Annotated in this window: 14 protein-coding genes and 1 pseudogene; 11 read left to right on the forward strand and 4 right to left on the reverse strand. The window is 60.4% G+C overall.

From position 1 onward, the window contains the following. Positions 1-74 precede the first annotated feature (74 nt). Entirely contained in the window at positions 75-2,504 is a 2,430-nt protein-coding gene (locus tag CFBP4996_RS16255) for a glucose/quinate/shikimate family membrane-bound PQQ-dependent dehydrogenase (RefSeq protein ID WP_080854540.1), read from the reverse strand. A 325-nt stretch (positions 2,505-2,829) separates the two neighbouring features. Between CFBP4996_RS16255 and CFBP4996_RS16260 the strand changes: the two are divergent. From CFBP4996_RS16260 to CFBP4996_RS16295, 8 genes and pseudogenes are all read left to right on the forward strand, one after another. After that, positions 2,830-3,806: pseudogene (locus tag CFBP4996_RS16260) on the forward strand (LysR family transcriptional regulator). Between the two features lie 159 nt (positions 3,807-3,965). Then, positions 3,966-6,254, forward strand: coding sequence for an NADP-dependent malic enzyme (locus tag CFBP4996_RS16265; protein ID WP_020813293.1), 2,289 nt, complete (start codon positions 3,966-3,968; stop codon positions 6,252-6,254). Positions 6,255-6,653: 399 nt separating this feature from the next. Next, positions 6,654-7,490: a transporter substrate-binding domain-containing protein gene (locus CFBP4996_RS16270; RefSeq protein ID WP_080854539.1), complete on the forward strand. Its 837-nt coding sequence runs from the start codon at positions 6,654-6,656 to the stop codon at positions 7,488-7,490. A gap of 195 nt (positions 7,491-7,685) precedes the next feature. Further along, a complete protein-coding gene (locus CFBP4996_RS16275; protein ID WP_003524557.1) occupies positions 7,686-8,429 on the forward strand; it encodes an amino acid ABC transporter permease in 744 nt (247 codons plus the stop codon). Then, positions 8,426-9,208, forward strand: coding sequence for an amino acid ABC transporter permease (locus tag CFBP4996_RS16280; RefSeq protein WP_080854538.1), 783 nt, complete (start codon positions 8,426-8,428; stop codon positions 9,206-9,208). Before CFBP4996_RS16275 ends, CFBP4996_RS16280 begins: the two co-directional genes overlap by 4 nt. Before the next feature lie 12 nt (positions 9,209-9,220). Next, the gene (locus CFBP4996_RS16285) at positions 9,221-10,021 is read left to right on the forward strand and encodes an amino acid ABC transporter ATP-binding protein (RefSeq protein WP_080854537.1); all 801 of its coding nucleotides are present in this window, start codon (positions 9,221-9,223) and stop codon (positions 10,019-10,021) included. Positions 10,022-10,025: 4 nt separating this feature from the next. Further along, positions 10,026-11,372, forward strand: coding sequence for an MmgE/PrpD family protein (locus CFBP4996_RS16290; RefSeq protein WP_080854897.1), 1,347 nt, complete (start codon positions 10,026-10,028; stop codon positions 11,370-11,372). An 18-nt stretch (positions 11,373-11,390) separates the two neighbouring features. After that, complete coding sequence (locus CFBP4996_RS16295; RefSeq protein WP_162936096.1) at positions 11,391-12,707, forward strand: LLM class flavin-dependent oxidoreductase; 1,317 nt, start codon at positions 11,391-11,393, stop codon at positions 12,705-12,707. Between the two features lie 83 nt (positions 12,708-12,790). On the opposite strand, the gene CFBP4996_RS16300 is transcribed toward CFBP4996_RS16295, so the two are convergent. Then, a complete protein-coding gene (locus CFBP4996_RS16300; protein ID WP_080854536.1) occupies positions 12,791-14,527 on the reverse strand; it encodes a methyl-accepting chemotaxis protein in 1,737 nt (578 codons plus the stop codon). A 318-nt stretch (positions 14,528-14,845) separates the two neighbouring features. On the opposite strand from CFBP4996_RS16300, the gene CFBP4996_RS16305 reads away from it, so the two are divergent. Next, positions 14,846-16,099: an NAD(P)/FAD-dependent oxidoreductase gene (locus tag CFBP4996_RS16305; RefSeq protein ID WP_080854535.1), complete on the forward strand. Its 1,254-nt coding sequence runs from the start codon at positions 14,846-14,848 to the stop codon at positions 16,097-16,099. A gap of 15 nt (positions 16,100-16,114) precedes the next feature. Here CFBP4996_RS16305 and CFBP4996_RS16310 read toward each other — a convergent pair whose 3' ends face one another. After that, the gene (locus CFBP4996_RS16310) at positions 16,115-16,648 is read right to left on the reverse strand and encodes a hypothetical protein (RefSeq protein WP_170988580.1); all 534 of its coding nucleotides are present in this window, start codon (positions 16,646-16,648) and stop codon (positions 16,115-16,117) included. Between the two features lie 69 nt (positions 16,649-16,717). Continuing rightward, entirely contained in the window at positions 16,718-16,942 is a 225-nt protein-coding gene (locus CFBP4996_RS16315; protein ID WP_003524572.1) for an aa3-type cytochrome c oxidase subunit IV, read from the reverse strand. A gap of 414 nt (positions 16,943-17,356) precedes the next feature. On the opposite strand from CFBP4996_RS16315, the gene CFBP4996_RS16320 reads away from it, so the two are divergent. Together CFBP4996_RS16320 and CFBP4996_RS16325 are read left to right on the forward strand one after the other, a co-directional pair. After that, a complete protein-coding gene (locus tag CFBP4996_RS16320; RefSeq protein WP_020813285.1) occupies positions 17,357-17,896 on the forward strand; it encodes a TRAP transporter small permease subunit in 540 nt (179 codons plus the stop codon). Positions 17,897-17,928: 32 nt separating this feature from the next. Then, entirely contained in the window at positions 17,929-19,398 is a 1,470-nt protein-coding gene (locus CFBP4996_RS16325; RefSeq protein WP_003524574.1) for a TRAP transporter large permease, read from the forward strand. Positions 19,399-19,523 lie beyond the last annotated feature (125 nt).

The raw sequence follows: 19,523 nt of genomic DNA on the forward strand, positions 1-19,523 counted from the left end.
CCGGTCAAGGGCAAAGAAAAAGCCCCGGGGGATCATGCCCCGGGGCTCCTTTTCAAAACGATGAACCGTCCAGATCAATCCGGCAGCGCATAGGCGATCACATAATCGCCGCGATCAGGCGACTGGCGTGCGCCGCCAGCCGAGATGACCACATATTGCTTGCCGGTCTTCGGAGACTTGTAGCTCATCGGGCCGCCCTGGCTGCCGACCGGAAGGCGGGCCTTCCAGACTTCCTTGCCGGTCGCCGTATCGAAGGCGCGCAGATAATAATCCTGCGTGCCGGCAATGAAGACGAGACCGCCCTGTGTGGCAAGCGTGCCGCCGAGCGTCGGCATACCGATCGGGATGGGCAGACCCATCTTGATGCCGAGCGGACCCGTATCTTCAACGGTGCCAACAGGCACCTGCCACTTGATTTTCTGGGTATTCATATCGATGGCCGTCATCGTGCCATAGGGCGGAGCCTGGCAGGGAATGCCGAGAGCCGAAAGGAAACGGTTCTTGTCGACGGCATAGGGCGTGCCCTTCATCGGCACGAGGCCCATGCCGGTATTGACGCTTTCGCCGCCGCTTGCCGTCGCCTTGCTGGGCGCGGCTTCCTTCATCTGAATCCAGAGGCCGAGGCGCATGTCATTGACGAAAATGGTGTTCGTCGTCGGGTCCGTCGAGAGACCGCCCCAGTTCATGCCGCCGAGCGAGCCCGGGAACGACAGGGAGAGGTCCGTACCCGGCGCCGTATAAAGCCCTTCGTAGCGCATGCCCTTGAAGGCGATACGGCAAAGAAGCTGGTCAAATGGGGTAGCACCCCACATGTCCGCTTCCGTCAGAGTCTGCGCGCCGATCTCGGGCATGCCGACCGAGCGCGGCTGTGTGGGCGCGTAGGGCTCGTTCGGAATATTGGCAGGCTTGACGGGAACCTCTTCCACCTTGGTCAACGGTTGGCCGGTCGCCCGGTCGAGGACATAGATCTGCGCCGCCTTGGTGCCGAAAACCAGTGCCGGAACAGTCGTTCCATCCGCTTTCGGGAAATCGATGAAGCTTGGCTGCATCGGCACGTCGAAATCCCAGAGGTCGTTATGAACCGTCTGATAGACCCATTTTTCCCGACCGGTGGTGGCATCGAGCGCCAGCATCGAAGCACCATATTTATGGTCGAGCGGCGTGCGCGTCGCGCCGTACAAATCCACCGAAGGGCTGCCGACCGGCATGAAGACGGTGTTCAGCTCCGGATCGTAGGACATGGATGCCCAGACGTTGGGTGTGGAGCGCGTGTAGGTCTGCCCTTCGGGCGGCAGTCCGGTGATCTCCGGGTTGCCGGGGTCGAAGGCCCAGCGAAGCGCGCCGGTCACCACATCGAAACCGCGCATCACGCCGCCGGGCATGTCCACCTGCACATTGTCAGCGATACGGCCGCCGACAACGACGGTTGTTCCCGCCAGCGTTGGTGCGGAGGTCAGAACATATTGCGGGTCCGGCGCGTTTCCGAGGCCGATCTTCAGGTCGACGCGGCCATTGGTGCCGAAATCCGGGCAAAACGCGCCGGTGTCTGCATCGAGCGCGATCAATTCGGCATTGATGGTGTTCATCAGAATGCGGCGCTGGCAAAGCGCGCCTTCAGCCACCACCGCTGGCGTGACAGGTGTTGCGCCGGGCGCGGTCGGCTGCTTCAGCGGCGCCTTCGCATCGAAATAGGCAAGACCGCGGCAACGCATCCAGACGGAGGATTTCGCGTTGATTTCCGTCTTCCACTTCTCAGCGCCGGTATCGGCATCGAGGGCGATGACATTATTGTGCGGCGTGCAAAGGAACACGGTGTCGCCAACCTGCAGCGGCGTTTCCTGATCTTCCGCACCATTCGCGCCGGGGCTGATCGGGGTGTCGCCGGTATGATAGGTCCATGCGACTTCAAGGTTTTTGACATTGTCCCGTGTGATCTCGTCAAGCGCGACAAAGCGGCTGCCGCCGGATGTATTGCCGTAATGTTCCCAGTTCTTCTGCTCCGTTTCCGGGGTTACCGGCGTCAGCGCGGCCGCCTCGCCATTGAAGGCGACGGTCGGATGCGGCACGAACATGCCGGCAAAACCGGCACCGGAAGCGATGGCGAGAATGGCGGCGATGGCGAAAGAAGAGCCATATGCCGGGGCCTTGCCTGCCGCGCGGCGCAAGAGCGGATAGGAGAGCGCAACGACCGTGGCGCCGACACCCATCGCCAGAAGACGGGAAATGAGCGGCCAGAAGTGTAGCCCGACTTCCCACACCGCCCAGACGCCGGTGAGAACGAAGACAAGGCCGAAGAGAAGCGCACCGGCAGGCTTGCGCAGCAGGATGAGCAGGCCAGAGACAATCAGCCCGATACCCGCCGCGATGAAATAAAGGCTGCCGCCGAGGGCCACGAGCTGGCCGCCGCCAATGGCAAAGAACAGGCCTGCGGCAACGATGACCGCGCCGAGCACCAACAGCCATAATCTGGCCGGGAACGATAATGAAGTTGCTGGATTACCCATGAAAGAATGTCCGTTTGGAAGAGCCGCCTAGAAGGCTGAAGCCCGATGATCGTTCAATGTCCGGCAAAGCCGGACAGTCCGCCGCCACTGCGGCCAGACGAAGATGCGCCAGAGGCGGCGCGGCTGAACGGGGAACAATGGTGGGGAAGACTTCCGTCGTGACTGTCATTTTGACCCATTCACTGCAGGTAACCGCCGGCCTCATGGACGGCGGACAAGGTGCTTGAACAAATCCTCCCCGGTTCGCATCGCCAAAATCCCGCATAAGCGGCAAAGACGACCGAAACACTGGCTGCGGTATAACGTCGCCTGCGACAAGATGACAATGCGCAAGATGGGCAATTTTGATAAGCTATACTTATACCATATCAAGCCCCTCAATACAAAGACCTGTCCGCCGATGGATATTCGCCAGCTCACAATATTCGTGGAAGCCGCAAGGGCCAGGAACTTTCGCGCCGCCGCCCTGCAGCTCGGCATCGCCCAGCCCGCCGTGACCCAGCGTATCCGCCAACTGGAGGAAAATCTGGGCTTCACAAGCTCTTTCACCGCATCAATCGCGGTGTCGAACTCACCCCGGCCGGTCAGTCCATGCTCATCGAGGCCGAAGAAATCCTCGCCCGCACCAAAGGCGCGCTGGAAAAGGCGCAGCAGATCAGGCGCGGCCAGCTCGGCACGCTGCGCATCGGTTACGGCACCAGTGTCATGGCGGAGCGCAAACTTCCGGCGCTGATCACCCGTTACGGCGATGAACACAGGGATGTGACGCTGGAACTGCTGCCCGGCATGACGATGGAACAGCTGATCGAGCAGGTGGCGACACGCAAGACTGACGTCGCCTTCATCCGTGCCCCTCTCCCCTCGCTGCCGCAGACCCTGCGGGCCATGCCCTTCGATCGCTCGAGGCTTTGCGTCGCCCTGCCGGAACGTCACGCACTCGCCGGACGCTCCCGGATTTCGGTCAACGATATCGTGCGGGAAAAACTGCTGCTGCCGGTTGACGAGATCGGCCTTGGCCTCAGCAGCAGCGCACTTTCGCTTTTCGAGGATGCCGGCTGTGCGCCGGAAATCGGCATGCGCATCGCCAACGTCAATACGATCCTCGCGCTCGTGGAGGCCGGTGCTGGCATTTCCATCCTGCCGGAAACCACGGTGCGCTCCACACGGGGCATTGTCGGCTTGCCGCTGGAAAGCGCCGATGCATGGTCCGATTGTGTGCTGATCGTCAGACGCGGCACCCTCGCCCTGCATGTCGAAGCCTTCGTGAACATGGCCCGCCAGGCCTATCGTCCGAGCCTCTGATGCGAACAAGGAGAATTAATCGATTGAATCGGCCGCAAATTTCATCACGCTTAAATTTGCTGCACTGAACAACATTCAAGACTTGGCAGGCGCGCGAAAAATACAATAACAACGGCGGATATTTTTACACTGTTATCGACACGAAAGCACGCTCAGCCCATGTCCGACACGACGAAACCCGCCAGCACAAGAACATCGGTTACGGATCAGGAAGCCCTGGATTTCCACGCGGAAGGCCGACCGGGGAAACTGGAAATCACCCCGACCAAACCGATGGCGACGCAGCGGGACCTGTCGCTCGCCTATTCGCCGGGCGTGGCCGTGCCGGTGAAAGCCATCGCCGAAAATCCGGCGACCGCTTACGACTATACCACGCGCGGCAACATGGTTGCGGTCATTTCCAACGGCACCGCCATCCTCGGTCTCGGCAATCTCGGCGCGCTCGCCTCCAAGCCGGTCATGGAAGGCAAATCCGTTCTCTTCAAGCGGTTCGCCGATGTCGATTCCATCGATCTCGAGGTCGATACCGAAGACGCCGATGAGTTCATCAATTGCGTGCGTTACCTCGGACCCTCCTTCGGCGGCATCAATCTGGAAGACATCAAGGCGCCGGAATGTTTCATCATCGAAAGCCGCCTGCGCGAGCTGATGGACATTCCCGTTTTCCATGACGACCAGCACGGCACCGCCATCATCGCCGCTGCCGGCCTCATCAACGCCATCGAGCTGACGGGCCGCGACTTCAAGACCACCAAGCTGGTCTGCAACGGCGCGGGTGCTGCGGCAATCGCCTGTATGGATCTCATCAAGGCCATGGGGTTCAACCCTGAAAACATCACGCTCTGCGATACCAAGGGCGTGATCTATCAGGGCCGTACCGAAGGCATGAACCAGTGGAAATCCGCCCACGCGGTGAAAACCAACAACCGCACGCTGGCGGAAGCCATGAAGGGCGCTGACGTGGTATTCGGCCTGTCGCAGAAGGGCGCTTTCAGCGAAGAAATGATCCGCTCCATGGCGCCGAAGCCGATCATTTTCGCCATGGCCAATCCGGACCCGGAAATCACCCCCGAGGAAGTGTCGCGCATCCGCGACGACGCCATCATGGCGACCGGGCGTTCGGACTACCCGAACCAGGTCAATAACGTCCTCGGCTTCCCCTATATCTTCCGCGGTGCTCTCGATGTTCGCGCCAGCCAGATCAACGACGCGATGAAGATCGCGGCGGCACAGGCGCTCGCCGATCTTGCCCGCGAAGACGTGCCTGACGATGTGGCCGCCGCCTATCAGGGCAACCGCCCGCGCTTCGGATCGCAATATATCATTCCGGTTCCCTTCGATCCGCGCCTGATCTCGGCCATTCCGGTGGCCGTGGCGAAAGCCGCAATCGAAACCGGCGTCGCCCGCCGGGAGTTGCCCGATCTCGACGCCTATGCCCGCGAACTTTCCGCCCGCCGCGACCCGATGGCTTCCACCACGCAGCGCCTTTACGAGCGGGTGCGCCGCTCACCGAAGCGGGTTGTCTTTGCGGAAGCCGAAGAAGAACAGGTTATGCGCGCGGCGATTTCGTTCACCGCGCAGGGCCTCGGCACCGCCATCCTGCTCGGCCGTGACGATATCATCAAGGCCAATGCGGAACGCGCGGGCATCGATCTCGACCGCGCCAATATCGAGATCACCAACGCCCGCCTTTCCAGCCGCGTCGATGCCTATGTCGATTATCTTTATGCGCGTCTGCAGCGCGGCGGTTTCCTGCTGCGCGACGTGCAGCGTCTGGTCCACAACGACCGCAACCATTTCGCCGCCTGCATGGTGGCGATGGGCGATGCGGACGCCGTGGTCACCGGCGTTACCCGCAACTACTCCACGGCGCTGGAGGATATCCGCCGCTGCATCAACACCAAGCCCGGCCATCGCGTCATCGGCGTTTCGCTGGTCGTCTCACGCAACCGCACCGTCTTCGTGGCCGATACCGCCGTGCACGACATGCCGAATGCAGAAGACCTTGCCGATATCGCCGAAGAAGCAGCCCACCTTGCCCGCCGTTTCGGTTACGAGCCGCGCGTTGCCATGCTCGCCTATTCCACCTTCGGCCAGCCGACCGGCGAACGCTCCGACAAGGTGCGCGAGGCGGTGAAAATCCTCGACAGGCGCAACGTCAATTTCGAGGTCGACGGCGAAATGTCGGCCGATGTGGCGCTGAACCATCACCGCATGCAGAGCCAGTATCCCTTCGCCCGGCTTTCCGGCCCGGCCAATGTGCTGGTCATGCCCGCCATCCATTCCGCCTCCATCTCCACCAAGATGCTGCAGGAACTGGGCGGCGCGACCGTCATCGGCCCGCTTCTCGTCGGCCTCGACAAGTCGGTACAGATCACCTCGATGGGGGCGAAGGACAGCGATATCGTCAATATGGCGGCAATTGCGGCCTATAATGCCGGACGGTGACGGCAGGGGCGGAACGTTTCTTCTCCCCGCCGGGGAGAAGGTGGCCCGAAGGGTCGGATGAGGGGGCGACGTTAGCGATAAACCGAGAGCTTGCCCCCCTCATCCCGCTGCCGCGGACTTCTCCCCGGCGGGGAGAAGAAACAAGCGGCATTCGCTCGCTCTCCCTGTGGCCATTTGGCCCACACACGGCGTCTTGATTATCCTCCCGCCCTCACGGCCAGACATAAAATAGCGGAAGCAAAGAACAAGATTCTACGATCTCAAATTATTAGGATAATTTTTCCCTCCAAAAGATTTATTGGAACCGGATTTTATTCATACTATTTTTCACGCAATGCCAATTCTCGCTCTTGGCGGGTGCCTCATGTAGTTTCCACCTACAATCAAAAGGAAATACCCATGGCCCTCTCTTTCTCCAAATTTGCCGCAAAACTCATTGCCGGAACCGTCGTCATCGCTTCGATGGCCACTGCCGCTTACGCGGATGCAACGCTCGACCGGATCAAGGGTCGCGGCAAGCTCACTGTCGGTGTTATCCTTTCCGGCGCGCCTTTCGGCTTTATCGATCCGAAGACGCAGGAGCAGAAGGGTCTCAACATCGACGTCGCCAAGGCGCTGGCCGCCGGCCTCGGTGTCGAGCTGGTCACCGAAACCGTGACCCCGCCCAACCGCGTGCAGTTCCTGCAGCAGGGCAAGGTCGATATTCTGATCGCCAACATGCAGTACACGGAAGAGCGCGCGAAAACGCTCGATTATGTTCCGACCCCCTATGACCGCCAGGGTGGCGCCGCCATCGGCCGCAAGGACAGTGGCATCAAGGACTGGCCGGACCTGAAGGGCAAGATCGCCTGCGTTTCGCAAGGCTCGAACTACACCCAGCCGCTGATCGAACAATATGGCGCGCAGGTTAAGGCGCTGCCGAGCCAGCCGGAATCGCTGCTGGCGCTCAAGGGCGGCAATTGCGACGTCTCCGTTCACGTCAACGGCACGCTCAGCCTGATGCTTCAGGACCGCGCCGATGAGTGGAAGGATTACGGCATCCTCATCCCGACCGACCTCATCCCGTCTGATTCCGTGATCTGGCTGCGCAAGGGCGAAAGCGACACGCAGGCCGCTCTCGACAAGATCGTCAAGGAATTGCACGCCTCCGGCAAGATGCTCGAATTCGCCAAGGCCAACCGTCTGCCGAGCATCGGCTATATGGAAGAGCAGCAGAAGAAGCTTTCGGCGCAGTAAGACAGGCGCAGGGTCTCTCCGTTCCTTGCCTGTCCTCACCGCAGGGTGAGGATGATGCCGAACAGGCGGAGTGATTTCCTATGACCATCAGGAACGGCCGGTTTCGCCCGCCGTTCTTTTCTGCTTTAAAGCAAGACAGGTCATTCTGGCGCCGCCTGCAGGGCGGCGCACCCGCGACAACAGCATGGATTTCCGATGCAGGATGGATTTACAGCGCGCTTCATAGAACTGGCCGCGCATCTCGGCCTCAACTATGACTTTCTGAACAGCGGTTACGAGGTTCAGATCTGGCTCGACGGCATGAAGATGACGCTGATCCTCGTCGCCGTCACTTTGCCGCTCAGCCTCGTCTTCGGCTTCATTTTCGCGGCCATGCTGACATCGGGCAAGGTCTGGCTCGCCGGCCCCGTGCGCGCCTATGTGGAACTGACGCGCAACACGCCGACGCTGGTGCAGCTGATGTGCGGTTTCCTTGTGCTCAACATGCTGATTTCCAATGCGCTGGGCGGCGCGCAGAACAATCCGCTGACACCCTTTTTCTGGGTCGTCGCCATTACCGGCCTGCACATTGCCGCTTTCCACGCGGAGGCCTTGCGCGGCGGTATCGAAGCGGTACCGGCCACCACCATCGAGGCGGCGCGCGCGATCGGTTTCAGCTCCTTCGAGATTTTACGCTATGTGGAGTTTCCGCTGGCCATCCGCACGGCGCTGCCCTCCATCATCAACAACCTCGTCAATCTGGTGAAGCTCACCACGGTCGGCTCGGCAATTGCGGTGGGTGAAATCACCTATGCCTCGATCCTGATCTGGACGCAGCGCGACAATGTGGTCGAGCTGATGATCGTCATCCTGATCTTCTTCAGCGTCATCAATTTTATCGTCGCAAGGGCCGGTCTCTGGCTTGAACGGCGTCTTGCGGTTCCGGGGTTCGGTCAATGAGTGCGGTGGTTTCTCCAACACAGGCGGTGAAGAAGCCGCCCTTCGGCACCATTCTGTTGCTCGGCGTGCTGATTGCCGTCATTCTGTGGCTGATCCTCGATCCTTCGCTCGGCCAGGTGCTGCTGCAATGGCTGCCCTATCTGGCCAAGGGTTTTGCCATGAACGTGCTGATCAGCATCCTTGCGATCGCCATCGGCACCTTCATCGGCGTCCTCCTCGGCATCATGGAGCTTGCGCCCTATCGCCTCGTGCGCGCGCCGGCGCTCACCTATGTGCAGATATTCCGCAACGCCCCGCATCTGGTGCTGATCTTTGCCGCGACCTACATCTTCCCCTTCGAGATCGTCGCCTTCGGCAACTACATTCCCTTCCCGGACTGGATCAAGGCCGTGGTCGGTCTCGCCATTCCGGCTAGCGCCCATATCGCCGAAATCACCCGCGGCGCCATCCAGTCCATTCCGACGGCACAATGGGAAGCGGCGCAGGGGCTGGGTTTTTCGCGCAACCAGACACTGCGCTGGATCATCCTGCCGCAATGCGTGAAGCGCTCGCTGCCGCCATGGATGAACCTTTATGCGTCGATCACCATGGGTACGGCGCTCGCCTCGCTGGTCGGCGTTCATGAGCTTCTTCATGCCGCGACGGACGCCAGCACCGCCGTTCAGCGCAACGATTTCACCGTCGTGGTCTATCTCACCGTTCTGATGGCGTTCTTCCTGTTCTGCTATCCCGTCTCCCGTTTCACGCAGCGCCTCGAGCGGCGCTTCGCTTCCCGCTGATTGGAACAAGCCATGTCCGCACCCGCACCACAAACCGCCGCAAAAGCTCTGGTTGAACTGGAAGGCATACACCTGTCCTTCGGTGACAATCAGGTCCTGAAGGGCATCGACCTTACGGTGAACAAGGGCGACGCCGTCTCCATCATCGGCCCTTCCGGCTCCGGCAAGTCCACCATCCTGCGCTGCATCAACGGCCTGCTCATCCCGCAATCGGGCAAGATCACCGTCGGCGGCACGCGGGTGGACCAGCTTAAGACCGAGGCTGAGCGCATCGCGCTGCGCAAACGCATCGGCATCGTGTTCCAGCAGTTCAACCTCTTCCCGCATCTAACGGTGATGGAAAACATCACCATCGCGCCGATCAAGATTCTCGGCACGCCGAAGGTGGAAGCCGAGCGCCATGCCCGCGAATTGCTGGAAAAAGTGCGTCTTTCCCAGAAGGTCGATGCCTATCCCGGCCAGCTTTCCGGCGGCCAGCAGCAGCGCGTGGCGATTGCCCGCGCGCTTGCCATGCGGCCGGAACTGGTGTTGTTCGATGAGGTCACTTCCGCGCTCGACCCCGAAACCGTGGGCGAAGTGCTCGCCGTTATCCGCGATCTCGTCAATGATGGCATGACCAGCATTCTCGTCACGCACGAAATGCGTTTTGCCGAAGAAATCAGCGATAATGTCGTCTTCACCGAAAACGGCCTGATCGTCGATCAGGGCACGCCGGAGCACATCTTCTACAAGTCGACCAATCCGCGCATCAACGCCTTCGTCAAGGGTCTTGGCGGACAGGTGGCACGGGTCAATGACGGCGAAGGAATCTGATGCCATGGCCGTCGACGAAAAACTCACCCTTCATCTCGCCGAAGCGATTGCCGCTTCCGATCCCCTGCGTGACGAGGAGGCGGTGGCCATCGCCCGCACGGCGCTGATCGATTTTTTCGCCTGCGTACTGGGCGGCGCTGCCGACAGAAGCACGAAAATCCTGATCGACAGCTTCACACCCGGCACGTCAGGCACGGCGGGCATTATCGGCCACGATCTGCGCACGGATGCCTTTACCGCCGCCCTCATCAACGGCCACGCCGGGCATGTGCTTGATTATGACGATGTCCATGGCAGTGTGCGCGGCCATCCGACCGTTGCCATCATTCCCGCTTTGCTGGCTATCGCGGTCGAAGAGGGCTCCACGGCCGATGCCTTCATCGCCGCCTATATCGTCGGGCTGGAAACCATGGCGCGTCTCGGCCTCTCGCTCGGCACCAGGCACTACGAAAACGGCTTCCACGCCACCGCCACGCTCGGCCCCATTGGCGCCGCGGCGGCGATTGCCCATCTCCTGAAATTCGATCCGCAGACCACGGCCGTGGCGCTCGGGCTTGCCGCCACCCAATCGGCCGGGCTTCGCCTGCAATTCGGTTATGACGCCAAGCCGCTGCATGCCGGGCTTGCCACGCGCGCCGGCCTTACCGCCGCGCGGCTGGCGCAATCGGGCTTTCAGGGCGCGCCGGATTTTCTGGAAAACCCCATCGGCTTTTATTCCGCCTACGCCTTCGGCGCCGAGCAGCCGAAACGTGTTCTCTCCGGCTGGGGCGCACCTTGGCAGATCGTCTCGCCCGGCCTCACCCTCAAGGCCTTTCCCTGCTGCACCGCCAGCCATCCCGTTGCCGTCGGCGCGCTGGCGCTGCGCAACAGCCATGATCTGACGCTGGACGAGATCGAGACGGTCACCATCACCTTCCCGCCGGGCGGCGACGCCGCCCTCGTTGGGCCCGCCACACCCACGACCGGCATCGACGCCCGCTTCAGCGCCGAATATGTCTTTGCCGCAGCGCTGACGGATGGAGCACTCGGCATCGGCCATTTCGATGAGCGCCCGACGCGCACCGATCTGCTTGCCCTTTCCGCCAGAGTCTCACGCCGGCATGACGAAACCGCCCGCCGCCTCTCGCCCGATCCGACCACCCGGTTCGTGGTCATCGACGTGACGAAGAAGGACGGCACGGTGCTGTCGCGCCGTGTCGACGGCCTTCCTGGCATCGATGACCCGACGGAAAAATTTGCCGACGCGACCGGCGGCAATGAGAAATTCGCCGGCATTCCGGCACTGGTGCGGTCCATGAAGACCGCAGCCGACCTCAGAAAGCTCGAAACGCTTCTGGTATCGCAAATATAACTCGACCGACATGAAGGCATGATCCCCATGACCACCACGACACGCAAAAGACAGATGCATCTCGGCCTTTTCCTGCAGGGCGCCGGGCACCACGTTTCCGGCTGGCGTCACCCCGATGCCGAAGCCGGCAGCGAGAATTTCGATCTGCTCACCCGTGTGACGAAAATGGCCGAAGCGGCGAAGTTCGACATGGTATTCCTCGCCGATGGCCTGACCAGCGGCGTCGACGCCCATCCCTCGATGATCGCGCGTTTTGAGCCGCTGACCCTGCTTGCCGCACTGGCCATGGTCACCAACAAGATCGGGCTCGCCGCCACCGCCTCCACCACCTATGGCGAGCCCTACCACACCGCCCGCGCCTTCGCTTCCATTGATCATCTCAGCCACGGCCGCGCGGCGTGGAACATCGTCACCACATCCTATGCCCGCACGGCGGCGAATTTTTCCAAGGACCATCCCGAGCATGACGAACGTTATGCGGTGGCGGAAGAATATGTGAATGTCGTTCGCGGCCTGTGGGACAGCTGGGATGATGACGCCTTCGTCAAGGACAAGCAGGCGGGCCGTTATGTCGATCCGGAAAAGGTCCATATCCTCAACCACGAAGGCAAATATTTCACGGTCAAGGGACCGCTCAATATTCCGCGTTCGCCGCAGGGCCACCCGGTTCTCATCCAGGCCGGATCTTCCGGTCCGGGGCAGGATCTCGCCGCCCGCACCGCCGATATCGTCTTCACCGCCCAGCAGGCGATTTCCGAAGCGCAGGCCTTCTATAAAAGCCTCAAGGCGCGCGTGGAGAAGTTCGGCCGCGACCCGGCCAGCGTCGCCGTGATGCCCGGCTTCATGCCGATCATCGGCAGCAGCTTCGAAGAGGCCGGCGAAAAGCTGAAAGAATTGAACCGGTGGACGGACATCAAGAGCGCAATGCCGCTGCTTGAAGAACGCATCGGCCACAACCTCACTGATTACGATCTCGACGGCCCGCTGCCGGACCTGCCGATTTCCGACCAGCTGCGCAGCCGCGCCGAACTTCTGACCGAACTGGCGCGCCGCGAAAAGTTGACGATCCGGGAGCTTGCGCTGCGCGTCGCCGCCGGCCGCGGCCACCATATCGTCATGGGCACAGCGAAGGATGTGGCGGACCGAATGCAGGAATGGTTCGAAAACGGCGCGGCCGACGGCTTCAACGTCATGCCGCCCTTCTTCCCCGGCGGGCTGGAGGAATTCAATCGCGAGGTCGTTCCGCTCCTGCAGGAGCGCGGCCTGTTCCGCAAGGACTACGAAGGCTCGACGCTGCGCGACCATCTCGGTATTGAACGACCGGCGCTGCGGTGAAAAAGCCATGCGGATGCCCGTTCAAAGGCATCCGCATCCACCGAATCTCATTTTCAAGTTGAAGCGGGCCTGAGCCTGCTCCTTTACGCCGCCGCCCGTGCCGACGTTTGGTCGCGCCGGGCCGTATTCGGGGTATCCGAGCGGGTGGACGATCCGTCTTCCCGTTGAACCGTACGGCGGTTCAGCTTGAACAGGCTGACAAGCTGCGCCAGCGCATCCGCGCCCTGCGCCAGCGTCGTGCTGATCACCGTGGTGCGGGCGCTCATCGCCGCATTCTCCTGGGTCATCCGGTCGAGCCGGTTGACCGCCTTGTTGATCTCGCTGATGCCGACGGCCTGCTCGTCCGCCGCCTTGGCGATCATGTCGACATTGCCGTCAATGTGCCTGACCAGCGCGTCGATCTGCTTCAGCGCTTCGCCGGTTTCGCCCACCAGCCTGACGCCTTCCAGAACCTCGGTGCCGGAATTGTTGATCAGCGCCTTGATTTCCTTCGCGGCATTGGCGGAACGCTGCGCCAACTCGCGCACTTCCTGCGCCACCACCGCAAAACCCTTGCCCGCTTCACCCGCACGTGCAGCTTCCACGCCGGCATTCAGCGCCAGCAGGTTCGTCTGGAAGGCGATTTCGTCGATCACACCGATGATCTGGCTGATTTCCCGCGAAGCCGTCTCGATACGCTGCATGGCATCGACGGTTCGCTCCACGACCTCGGTGGAGGCCACGGTGGATGTCCGCGCGCTCTGAACGAGCTTGCGTGTCTCTTTCATATTTTCTGTCGACGAACGGACCGTCGCGGTGATTTCTTCGAGTGCTGCCGAAGTTTCCTCAAGCGCCACCGCCTGCTCACGCGAACGTTCGGCGAGATTGACGGAGGCTTCGCTGACTTCCTGGCTGCTGCGGGTCAGGTCTCCGGTCTGCCCGAGAACGTTTTCCAGCGTCTTCTGGAATTCGGCGATGGATTTATTGAAATCGCAACGCAGCCGTTCGAACTCGCCGACAAAAGGTTTGTCCAGCGTAATACGGATATTGCATTGGGAAAGCCGCTCGAGCGCAGCACCAAGTTCCTCGACCGCATGCATCCGGTCCGTCACATCGAAAGCGAATTTCACTACCTTGAAGACGCGGCCCCGATCATCGATGATCGGATTATAGGAGGCCTGAATGAAGACGCGTTTGCCATCCTTGCCAAGGCGCATAAACTGCCCCGTCGAGAAATGGCCCTTTCCGAGTTCCTTCCAGAAATCCCGATAGTCCTGGGACTGGACATAGGCCGGCTCGCAGAACATCGAATGATGTTTGCCGACGATGTCTTCCGCCGTGTAACCGAGCGTCGAGAGGAAATTTTCGTTGGCGCTGAGGATTTTTCCGTCCGGCGTAAATTCGATCATGGCCTGCGCGCGGGAGAGCGCCGCCAGTTTCCCGTCATCCTCGGCGCTCTTGCGCTTGATCGAGGTGATGTCGGTTGCAATCTTGACCACCTTGTAGGGCTTACCGAAACGGAACACCGGATTGTAGGAAGCTTCGATCCAGATTTCGTCGCCATTCTTGGCCCGACGTCGATACTGACCCTGATCGTATTCGCCACGCGACAGCTTCGCCCAGAAGCTCTTGTATTCAGGCGAGGCCGCATCTTCGGGAGACAGGAACATGCTGTGGGTACGCCCAACGATTTCAGACTGCTGATAGCCGACGGCCTTGCAGAAATTATCGTTCGCTTTCAAAATCTTGCCGGTCAGATCGAACTCGATGATGGCCTGTGAGCGGCTCAGCGCATCAAGCACCGCAGAAGCATCCAGACCGAGTTTGGAAAAGTGAGACATCTTTTTGAACCCTCAAACAGTAATCCATATGCAGACCTGTTCCACCCTCGAAATATAGAGATGAAAAACGGTCGGCCCGCCTGCACGCGAAACTAGCCGGACACCGTTAAATTGCGATTAATAATGAACTATAACTATTGATCCGGAGCCTCAATCGACTGCCGGTATGCTTCATCACGAATATATTCGCCTTGTCTATTTCGGACCGCTTATTTGCCACAGTGCTGATATTTCTGCGCCGGCAACACGATACGGCCTTTCATCGGGGCGGCATTCATTGTTATGCGGGGTTGAAAGATTTGTGTTGCAGGAGCGCCGATGACCAAAACCCTGAAATGCGATGTGCTGGTGATCGGCACCGGCATTATCGGTTCCATGGCGGCGCTTTATCTGCAGAATGCCGGACGCGAAGTGGTGCTGCTGGAACGCGGCGAGGTTGCCCGGGGCGCGAGTTCCGGCAATGCCGGCATTCTGGCCTTCCCCGAAATCATCCCCATTCCCGCTCCCGGCATCATGAAAAAAGCGCCGCGCTGGCTGTTCGATCCGCTCGGCCCGCTCAGTGTGCCGCCCGCCTATGCGGCAAAGATCGCACCCTGGCTGTGGCGTTTCTGGCGCGCGAGCGCCGAGCGTAATTTTCGCCATGGGCTGAAGTCACTCACCGACATCAACCGGCTGGCTGCCGTGGAAATGACCCATGTCGCTGCGATGCCGGAACTTTCGCACCTCGTTTCGAAAACCGGCACGCTCGATCTTTATGACAGCGAGGCAAGTCTCAATGCCGCCCGCAGGGACTGGGACGAAAAGGAAAGCGCAGGCTTCACCTTTCAGCGAGTCAGCCGCCCCGAAATCGAGGAACTGCAGCCGGGTCTCGCGCCCCAGTTCCGCCATGCCATCTTTTCACCGGATGGCCTGCAAGTCTCCGACCCTTACGATTTCACCCGCGCCATTTTCGATCTGGTAATCGCCCGCGGCGCCAGCCTGCGCAAGGGCGAGGCCGAACGCATCGACGCCGTCGGCGAAAGTACGATCGTAACGCTGGAAAATGGCGACAAGATCGATGCCGACAAAGTGGTGATCGCCTGCGGCGCCTGGTCGAGAAAACTCGCCGCGACGCTTGGCAACATCGTGCCGCTGGAAACCGAACGTGGTTACAATACCACGCTTTCCCCCGAGGCTTTCAACTTGACGCGCCAGCTTTATTTCAACGACCATGGCTTCGTCGTCACCCCGCTATCGACGGGTATCCGTATTGGCGGCGCGGTCGAACTCGGCGGGCTGGAACTGAAGCCGAATTTCCGCCGTGCGGAAGCCATGCTGAAGAAAGCAGGACGCTTCCTGCCCGGCCTCAAACTGGAAGGCGGGAAACAATGGATGGGGTTCCGCCCGTCCATGCCGGACTGTCTTCCCGTCATCGGCACGGCACGCGCCACGCCCTCCGTCATCTATGCCTTCGGCCATGGCCATCTGGGGCTGACACAATCGGCAGCAACCGCCCGTCTGGTGACGCAACTGGCCAGCGGCGAGGAGACGGAAATCTCGGTCGATCCTTTCCGGCCGGGACGTTTTTCCTGAGTTCAGGAAGACGGGCTACTTCACCGGCTGCATGGAACCGTCGGGAAACACCACCTCGGCGAAGGACGGATAGACCTTGCGCAGGATCGTGACCTGCTGCTGGTCGCTTACCCGCAGCAAATACCAGTCGGCACCGTCCATCAGCGCCAGCGTGTGGGATTTCGCCTCGATCGTCTGGCCGCCGGTTTCCATCACCGTCCTGGTCGGAATAAGTGCATAAGGCGTTCCATCAGACGTTTGCGCAAGGCTGATCGCCTGCGTATCCATGGTGAACTCGGTTATCTTGACCGCCGCGAGCGCCATCTGCATCTGCGCGGTCAAAGCACCGCGCAATTGCTCCACGGTAATACCCGCTTCGCCTGCGATGAATTCAAAGATTTTCGGCGGCACCGTCTTGCCGACGACATCGAAATCCTGTGCACTCAAAGCCGTCTGAAATCGCTCTATCTGCGTGCGAAGACTATCCTGCTCGGCAGGTGAGAGATCGCGTGACAAAGCGGGATGCGCAATCGCCACCAGCAGAAACAGACAATAGAACAGACGCTTCATGGCTTGGCCTTTCCGGTTATCCGGCATCGCCCGGTCCCCGCAACAGGAACCGCTCATGAACGGGATCGTTCAGCGCAGCAAGAAGAAACCCGCAGCCGACAGCACGACGAAGACGACCAGGCCACCAAGGAAGCCGGCGGTGGTGAAGAAACCCGCGACCATGGCCAGCATCAGCACGCACAGCATCATGGTGCCGTACTTCGTCAAGGCCAGAAAACCGTTATAGGTCTTTTCGTGCTCGGCGTAGTTCATCTCGGCGCCGACTTCGACAGGACCCGTGTGGTGTTCGCTCATTCCGCTTCCCCTTGTGCTCCATCCGTCATGCCCGTTGTGCGGGAAAATCTGCCCGCGAACGATCACGGGCCCATGCCGGATTCTCCGTAGCCAGAGGTAACATGAAGTCGCCGAAAAGCGCAATGCGTTCTCAGCGAAAGAACGGCAGCGCATGCATCGCGGCCGCTCAACCGGGCAAAACATGTCATAGGGCAACATTCTTTCGCAAACGGTTGAAAAGGGCGGTCCGCCAAGCCGTTTCATGGTGGTTTTGGTTGCTTTTCGAACCGCCTGACCATACACGGGATTCTGTGGGGAGGAACTCTGGAACCTGTGGCAGCGGAAGCACGTGGAGGCGTGGCCGCAGCAGGGGTGCCGGGCTTTGCTCTCCGCCATAAACCCGCAAAGGGCCCGAAAAGGGAAGAGGGGAAAGTTATGAAATCGCTTTTAAAACTAAGTGCGCTGATAGACCTTGCAAGCGAAGCTCTGGGCAAGGTTGCCGGTTATCTCGTGCTCATCTGCTGCCTCGTCAGCGCCGGCAATGCCATGGTCCGTTACGCCCTGAACTACAGTTCAAACGGCTGGCTGGAAATCCAGTGGTACATGTTCGCTTTCATCGTGCTGATCGGCGCATCCTACACGCTGCGCATGAATGAACATGTGCGAGTGGACATCATTTATGGCGCGATTTCACCGCGCAGCCGCATCTGGGTGGACATTATCGGCATCGTGCTGTTTCTGCTTCCCGGCTGCTTTTACCTCGCCTGGCTTTCCTGGCCCATGTTCACGCTATCCTGGCATCAGAGCGAAATGTCCTCCAATGCCGGCGGCCTCATCCGCTGGCCGGTGAAATTCATCATCTTCGCCGGTTTCGCCCTTCTGGTTCTTCAGGGTTTTTCCGAACTCATCAAGCGCATAGGCGCCCTCAACGGGCTTTATGCGCTCGATACGAAGTACGAAAAACCCCTGCAATGATCGCACCGATCTGAACCTTCAGGATATTTCCCATGTTCGAATATGGTATTCTTCCGCCACTGATGTTCCTCGGCATGATCATCTTCATGCTTTACGGATTTCCGGTTGCTTTCTCGCTCGCCACCGTCGGTCTCGTTTTCGGCGTCATCGGCATCTTCACGGAGCATTTTTCGCCGGCCTTTCTTCAGGCCCTGCCGCTGCGCATCTTCGGCATCGTCTCGAACGACCTTCTGCTGGCCATCCCCTTCTTCACCTTCATGGGCGCGATCCTCGAGCGATGCGGGCTTGCGGAAGATTTGCTTGAAGGGACGGGCAAACTGTTCGGCGCCATTCCCGGCGGCCTCGCTTATGCCGTCATCATCGTCGGCGCGATCCTCGGTGCGATTACCGGCACGGTTGCGGCTTCCGTCATCACCATGGGCGTCATCTCGCTGCCGATCATGCTGAAATATGGTTACAATCCGCGACTTGCCACCGGTGTCATCGCCGCATCGGGAACGATCACGCAGGTCATCCCGCCTTCGCTGGTGCTGATCGTGCTTGCCGACCAGCTCGGCAAATCCGTGGGCGACATGTATCTGGGCGCCATCGGCCCCTCGATCCTGCAGGTCGCCATCTTCATGCTCTTCATCCTGTTCATGTCGGTCGTGCGGCCGAAGGACCTGCCGGCGCTGCCGCCGGAAGCGCGGGGAGAACTCAACCGGGCGCTGGTGTTCCGCGTGCTGGCAGGCATGATCCCCTCCATCGTGCTGATCTTCCTCGTGCTCGGCACCATCTTCCTCGGCCTCGCAACGCCCACCGAAGCCGGTGCGCTCGGGGTCGTGGGCGCCATGGCGTTGGCCGCCGCGCACCGCCGCCTCACCTGGGACCTCATCAAGCAGGGCATGCATTCCACCATGCATATCACCTCCATGGTGGTGTTCATTCTGGTCGGCGCCACCTGCTTCTCCCTCGTCTTTCAGGGCATGGATGGTTCGCTCTGGATCGAGCATATGCTGTCGGGCATTCCGGGCGGCCCCATCGGCTTCCTGATCTTCGTCAACATCTTCATCTTCTTCCTCGCCTTCTTCCTCGATTTCTTCGAAATCGCCTTCATCGTCATTCCGATGCTGGCGCCGATCGCCCAGTCGCTCGGCATCGACCTCATCTGGTTCGGCGTTCTGATCTGCATCAACATGCAGACGAGCTTCATGCACCCGCCCTTCGGATTTGCTCTGTTCTACCTGCGCTCCATCGCGCCGCGCACGGTCAAGACATCGGATATCTACATGGGCGCCATCCCATGGCTCGGCATGCAGCTCATCCTCGTCGCCATCGTGATCTTCTGGCCGGAATCCGTCACCTACTGGCTGGACAAGGCGCCCGAGGTCGATCTGAATTCCATCAAGATCGAAGTGCCCGCCTTTGGCAATCAGGGTGGCAACACCATGCCCAATTTCGGCCAGCCGGGTGGATTGCCGGGCATGCCGAATCTTGGCGAGCCCCCGAAGATCGGGCCCTGATCGGCGTCTTGTAAGGACTGGGCGAAACGCTTATGATTGCGGAGTGGAAGACAGGGTTGCGCCCCTGCCTTCCGTTTATTCTCTTTAGAAATGGAACCGGACAGTTACTGACCAGCCTGTCCGGT

It is taken from the genome of Agrobacterium leguminum, from assembly GCF_005144435.2.
Taxonomy (GTDB): Bacteria; Pseudomonadota; Alphaproteobacteria; order Rhizobiales; family Rhizobiaceae; genus Agrobacterium; species Agrobacterium leguminum.

What these genes read in the sequence shown, in the direction of transcription:
- CFBP4996_RS16255 (WP_080854540.1), bottom strand. Translation starts at nt 2,504, where the DNA reads ATGGGTAATCCAGCAACTTCATTATCGTTCCCGGCCAGATTATGGCTG.
- CFBP4996_RS16265 (WP_020813293.1), top strand. Translation starts at nt 3,966, where the DNA reads ATGTCCGACACGACGAAACCCGCCAGCACAAGAACATCGGTTACGGAT.
- CFBP4996_RS16270 (WP_080854539.1), top strand. Translation starts at nt 6,654, where the DNA reads ATGGCCCTCTCTTTCTCCAAATTTGCCGCAAAACTCATTGCCGGAACC.
- CFBP4996_RS16275 (WP_003524557.1), top strand. Translation starts at nt 7,686, where the DNA reads ATGCAGGATGGATTTACAGCGCGCTTCATAGAACTGGCCGCGCATCTC.
- CFBP4996_RS16280 (WP_080854538.1), top strand. Translation starts at nt 8,426, where the DNA reads ATGAGTGCGGTGGTTTCTCCAACACAGGCGGTGAAGAAGCCGCCCTTC.
- CFBP4996_RS16285 (WP_080854537.1), top strand. Translation starts at nt 9,221, where the DNA reads ATGTCCGCACCCGCACCACAAACCGCCGCAAAAGCTCTGGTTGAACTG.
- CFBP4996_RS16290 (WP_080854897.1), top strand. Translation starts at nt 10,026, where the DNA reads ATGGCCGTCGACGAAAAACTCACCCTTCATCTCGCCGAAGCGATTGCC.
- CFBP4996_RS16295 (WP_162936096.1), top strand. Translation starts at nt 11,391, where the DNA reads ATGATCCCCATGACCACCACGACACGCAAAAGACAGATGCATCTCGGC.
- CFBP4996_RS16300 (WP_080854536.1), bottom strand. Translation starts at nt 14,527, where the DNA reads ATGTCTCACTTTTCCAAACTCGGTCTGGATGCTTCTGCGGTGCTTGAT.
- CFBP4996_RS16305 (WP_080854535.1), top strand. Translation starts at nt 14,846, where the DNA reads ATGACCAAAACCCTGAAATGCGATGTGCTGGTGATCGGCACCGGCATT.
- CFBP4996_RS16310 (WP_170988580.1), bottom strand. Translation starts at nt 16,648, where the DNA reads ATGAAGCGTCTGTTCTATTGTCTGTTTCTGCTGGTGGCGATTGCGCAT.
- CFBP4996_RS16315 (WP_003524572.1), bottom strand. Translation starts at nt 16,942, where the DNA reads ATGAGCGAACACCACACGGGTCCTGTCGAAGTCGGCGCCGAGATGAAC.
- CFBP4996_RS16320 (WP_020813285.1), top strand. Translation starts at nt 17,357, where the DNA reads ATGAAATCGCTTTTAAAACTAAGTGCGCTGATAGACCTTGCAAGCGAA.
- CFBP4996_RS16325 (WP_003524574.1), top strand. Translation starts at nt 17,929, where the DNA reads ATGTTCGAATATGGTATTCTTCCGCCACTGATGTTCCTCGGCATGATC.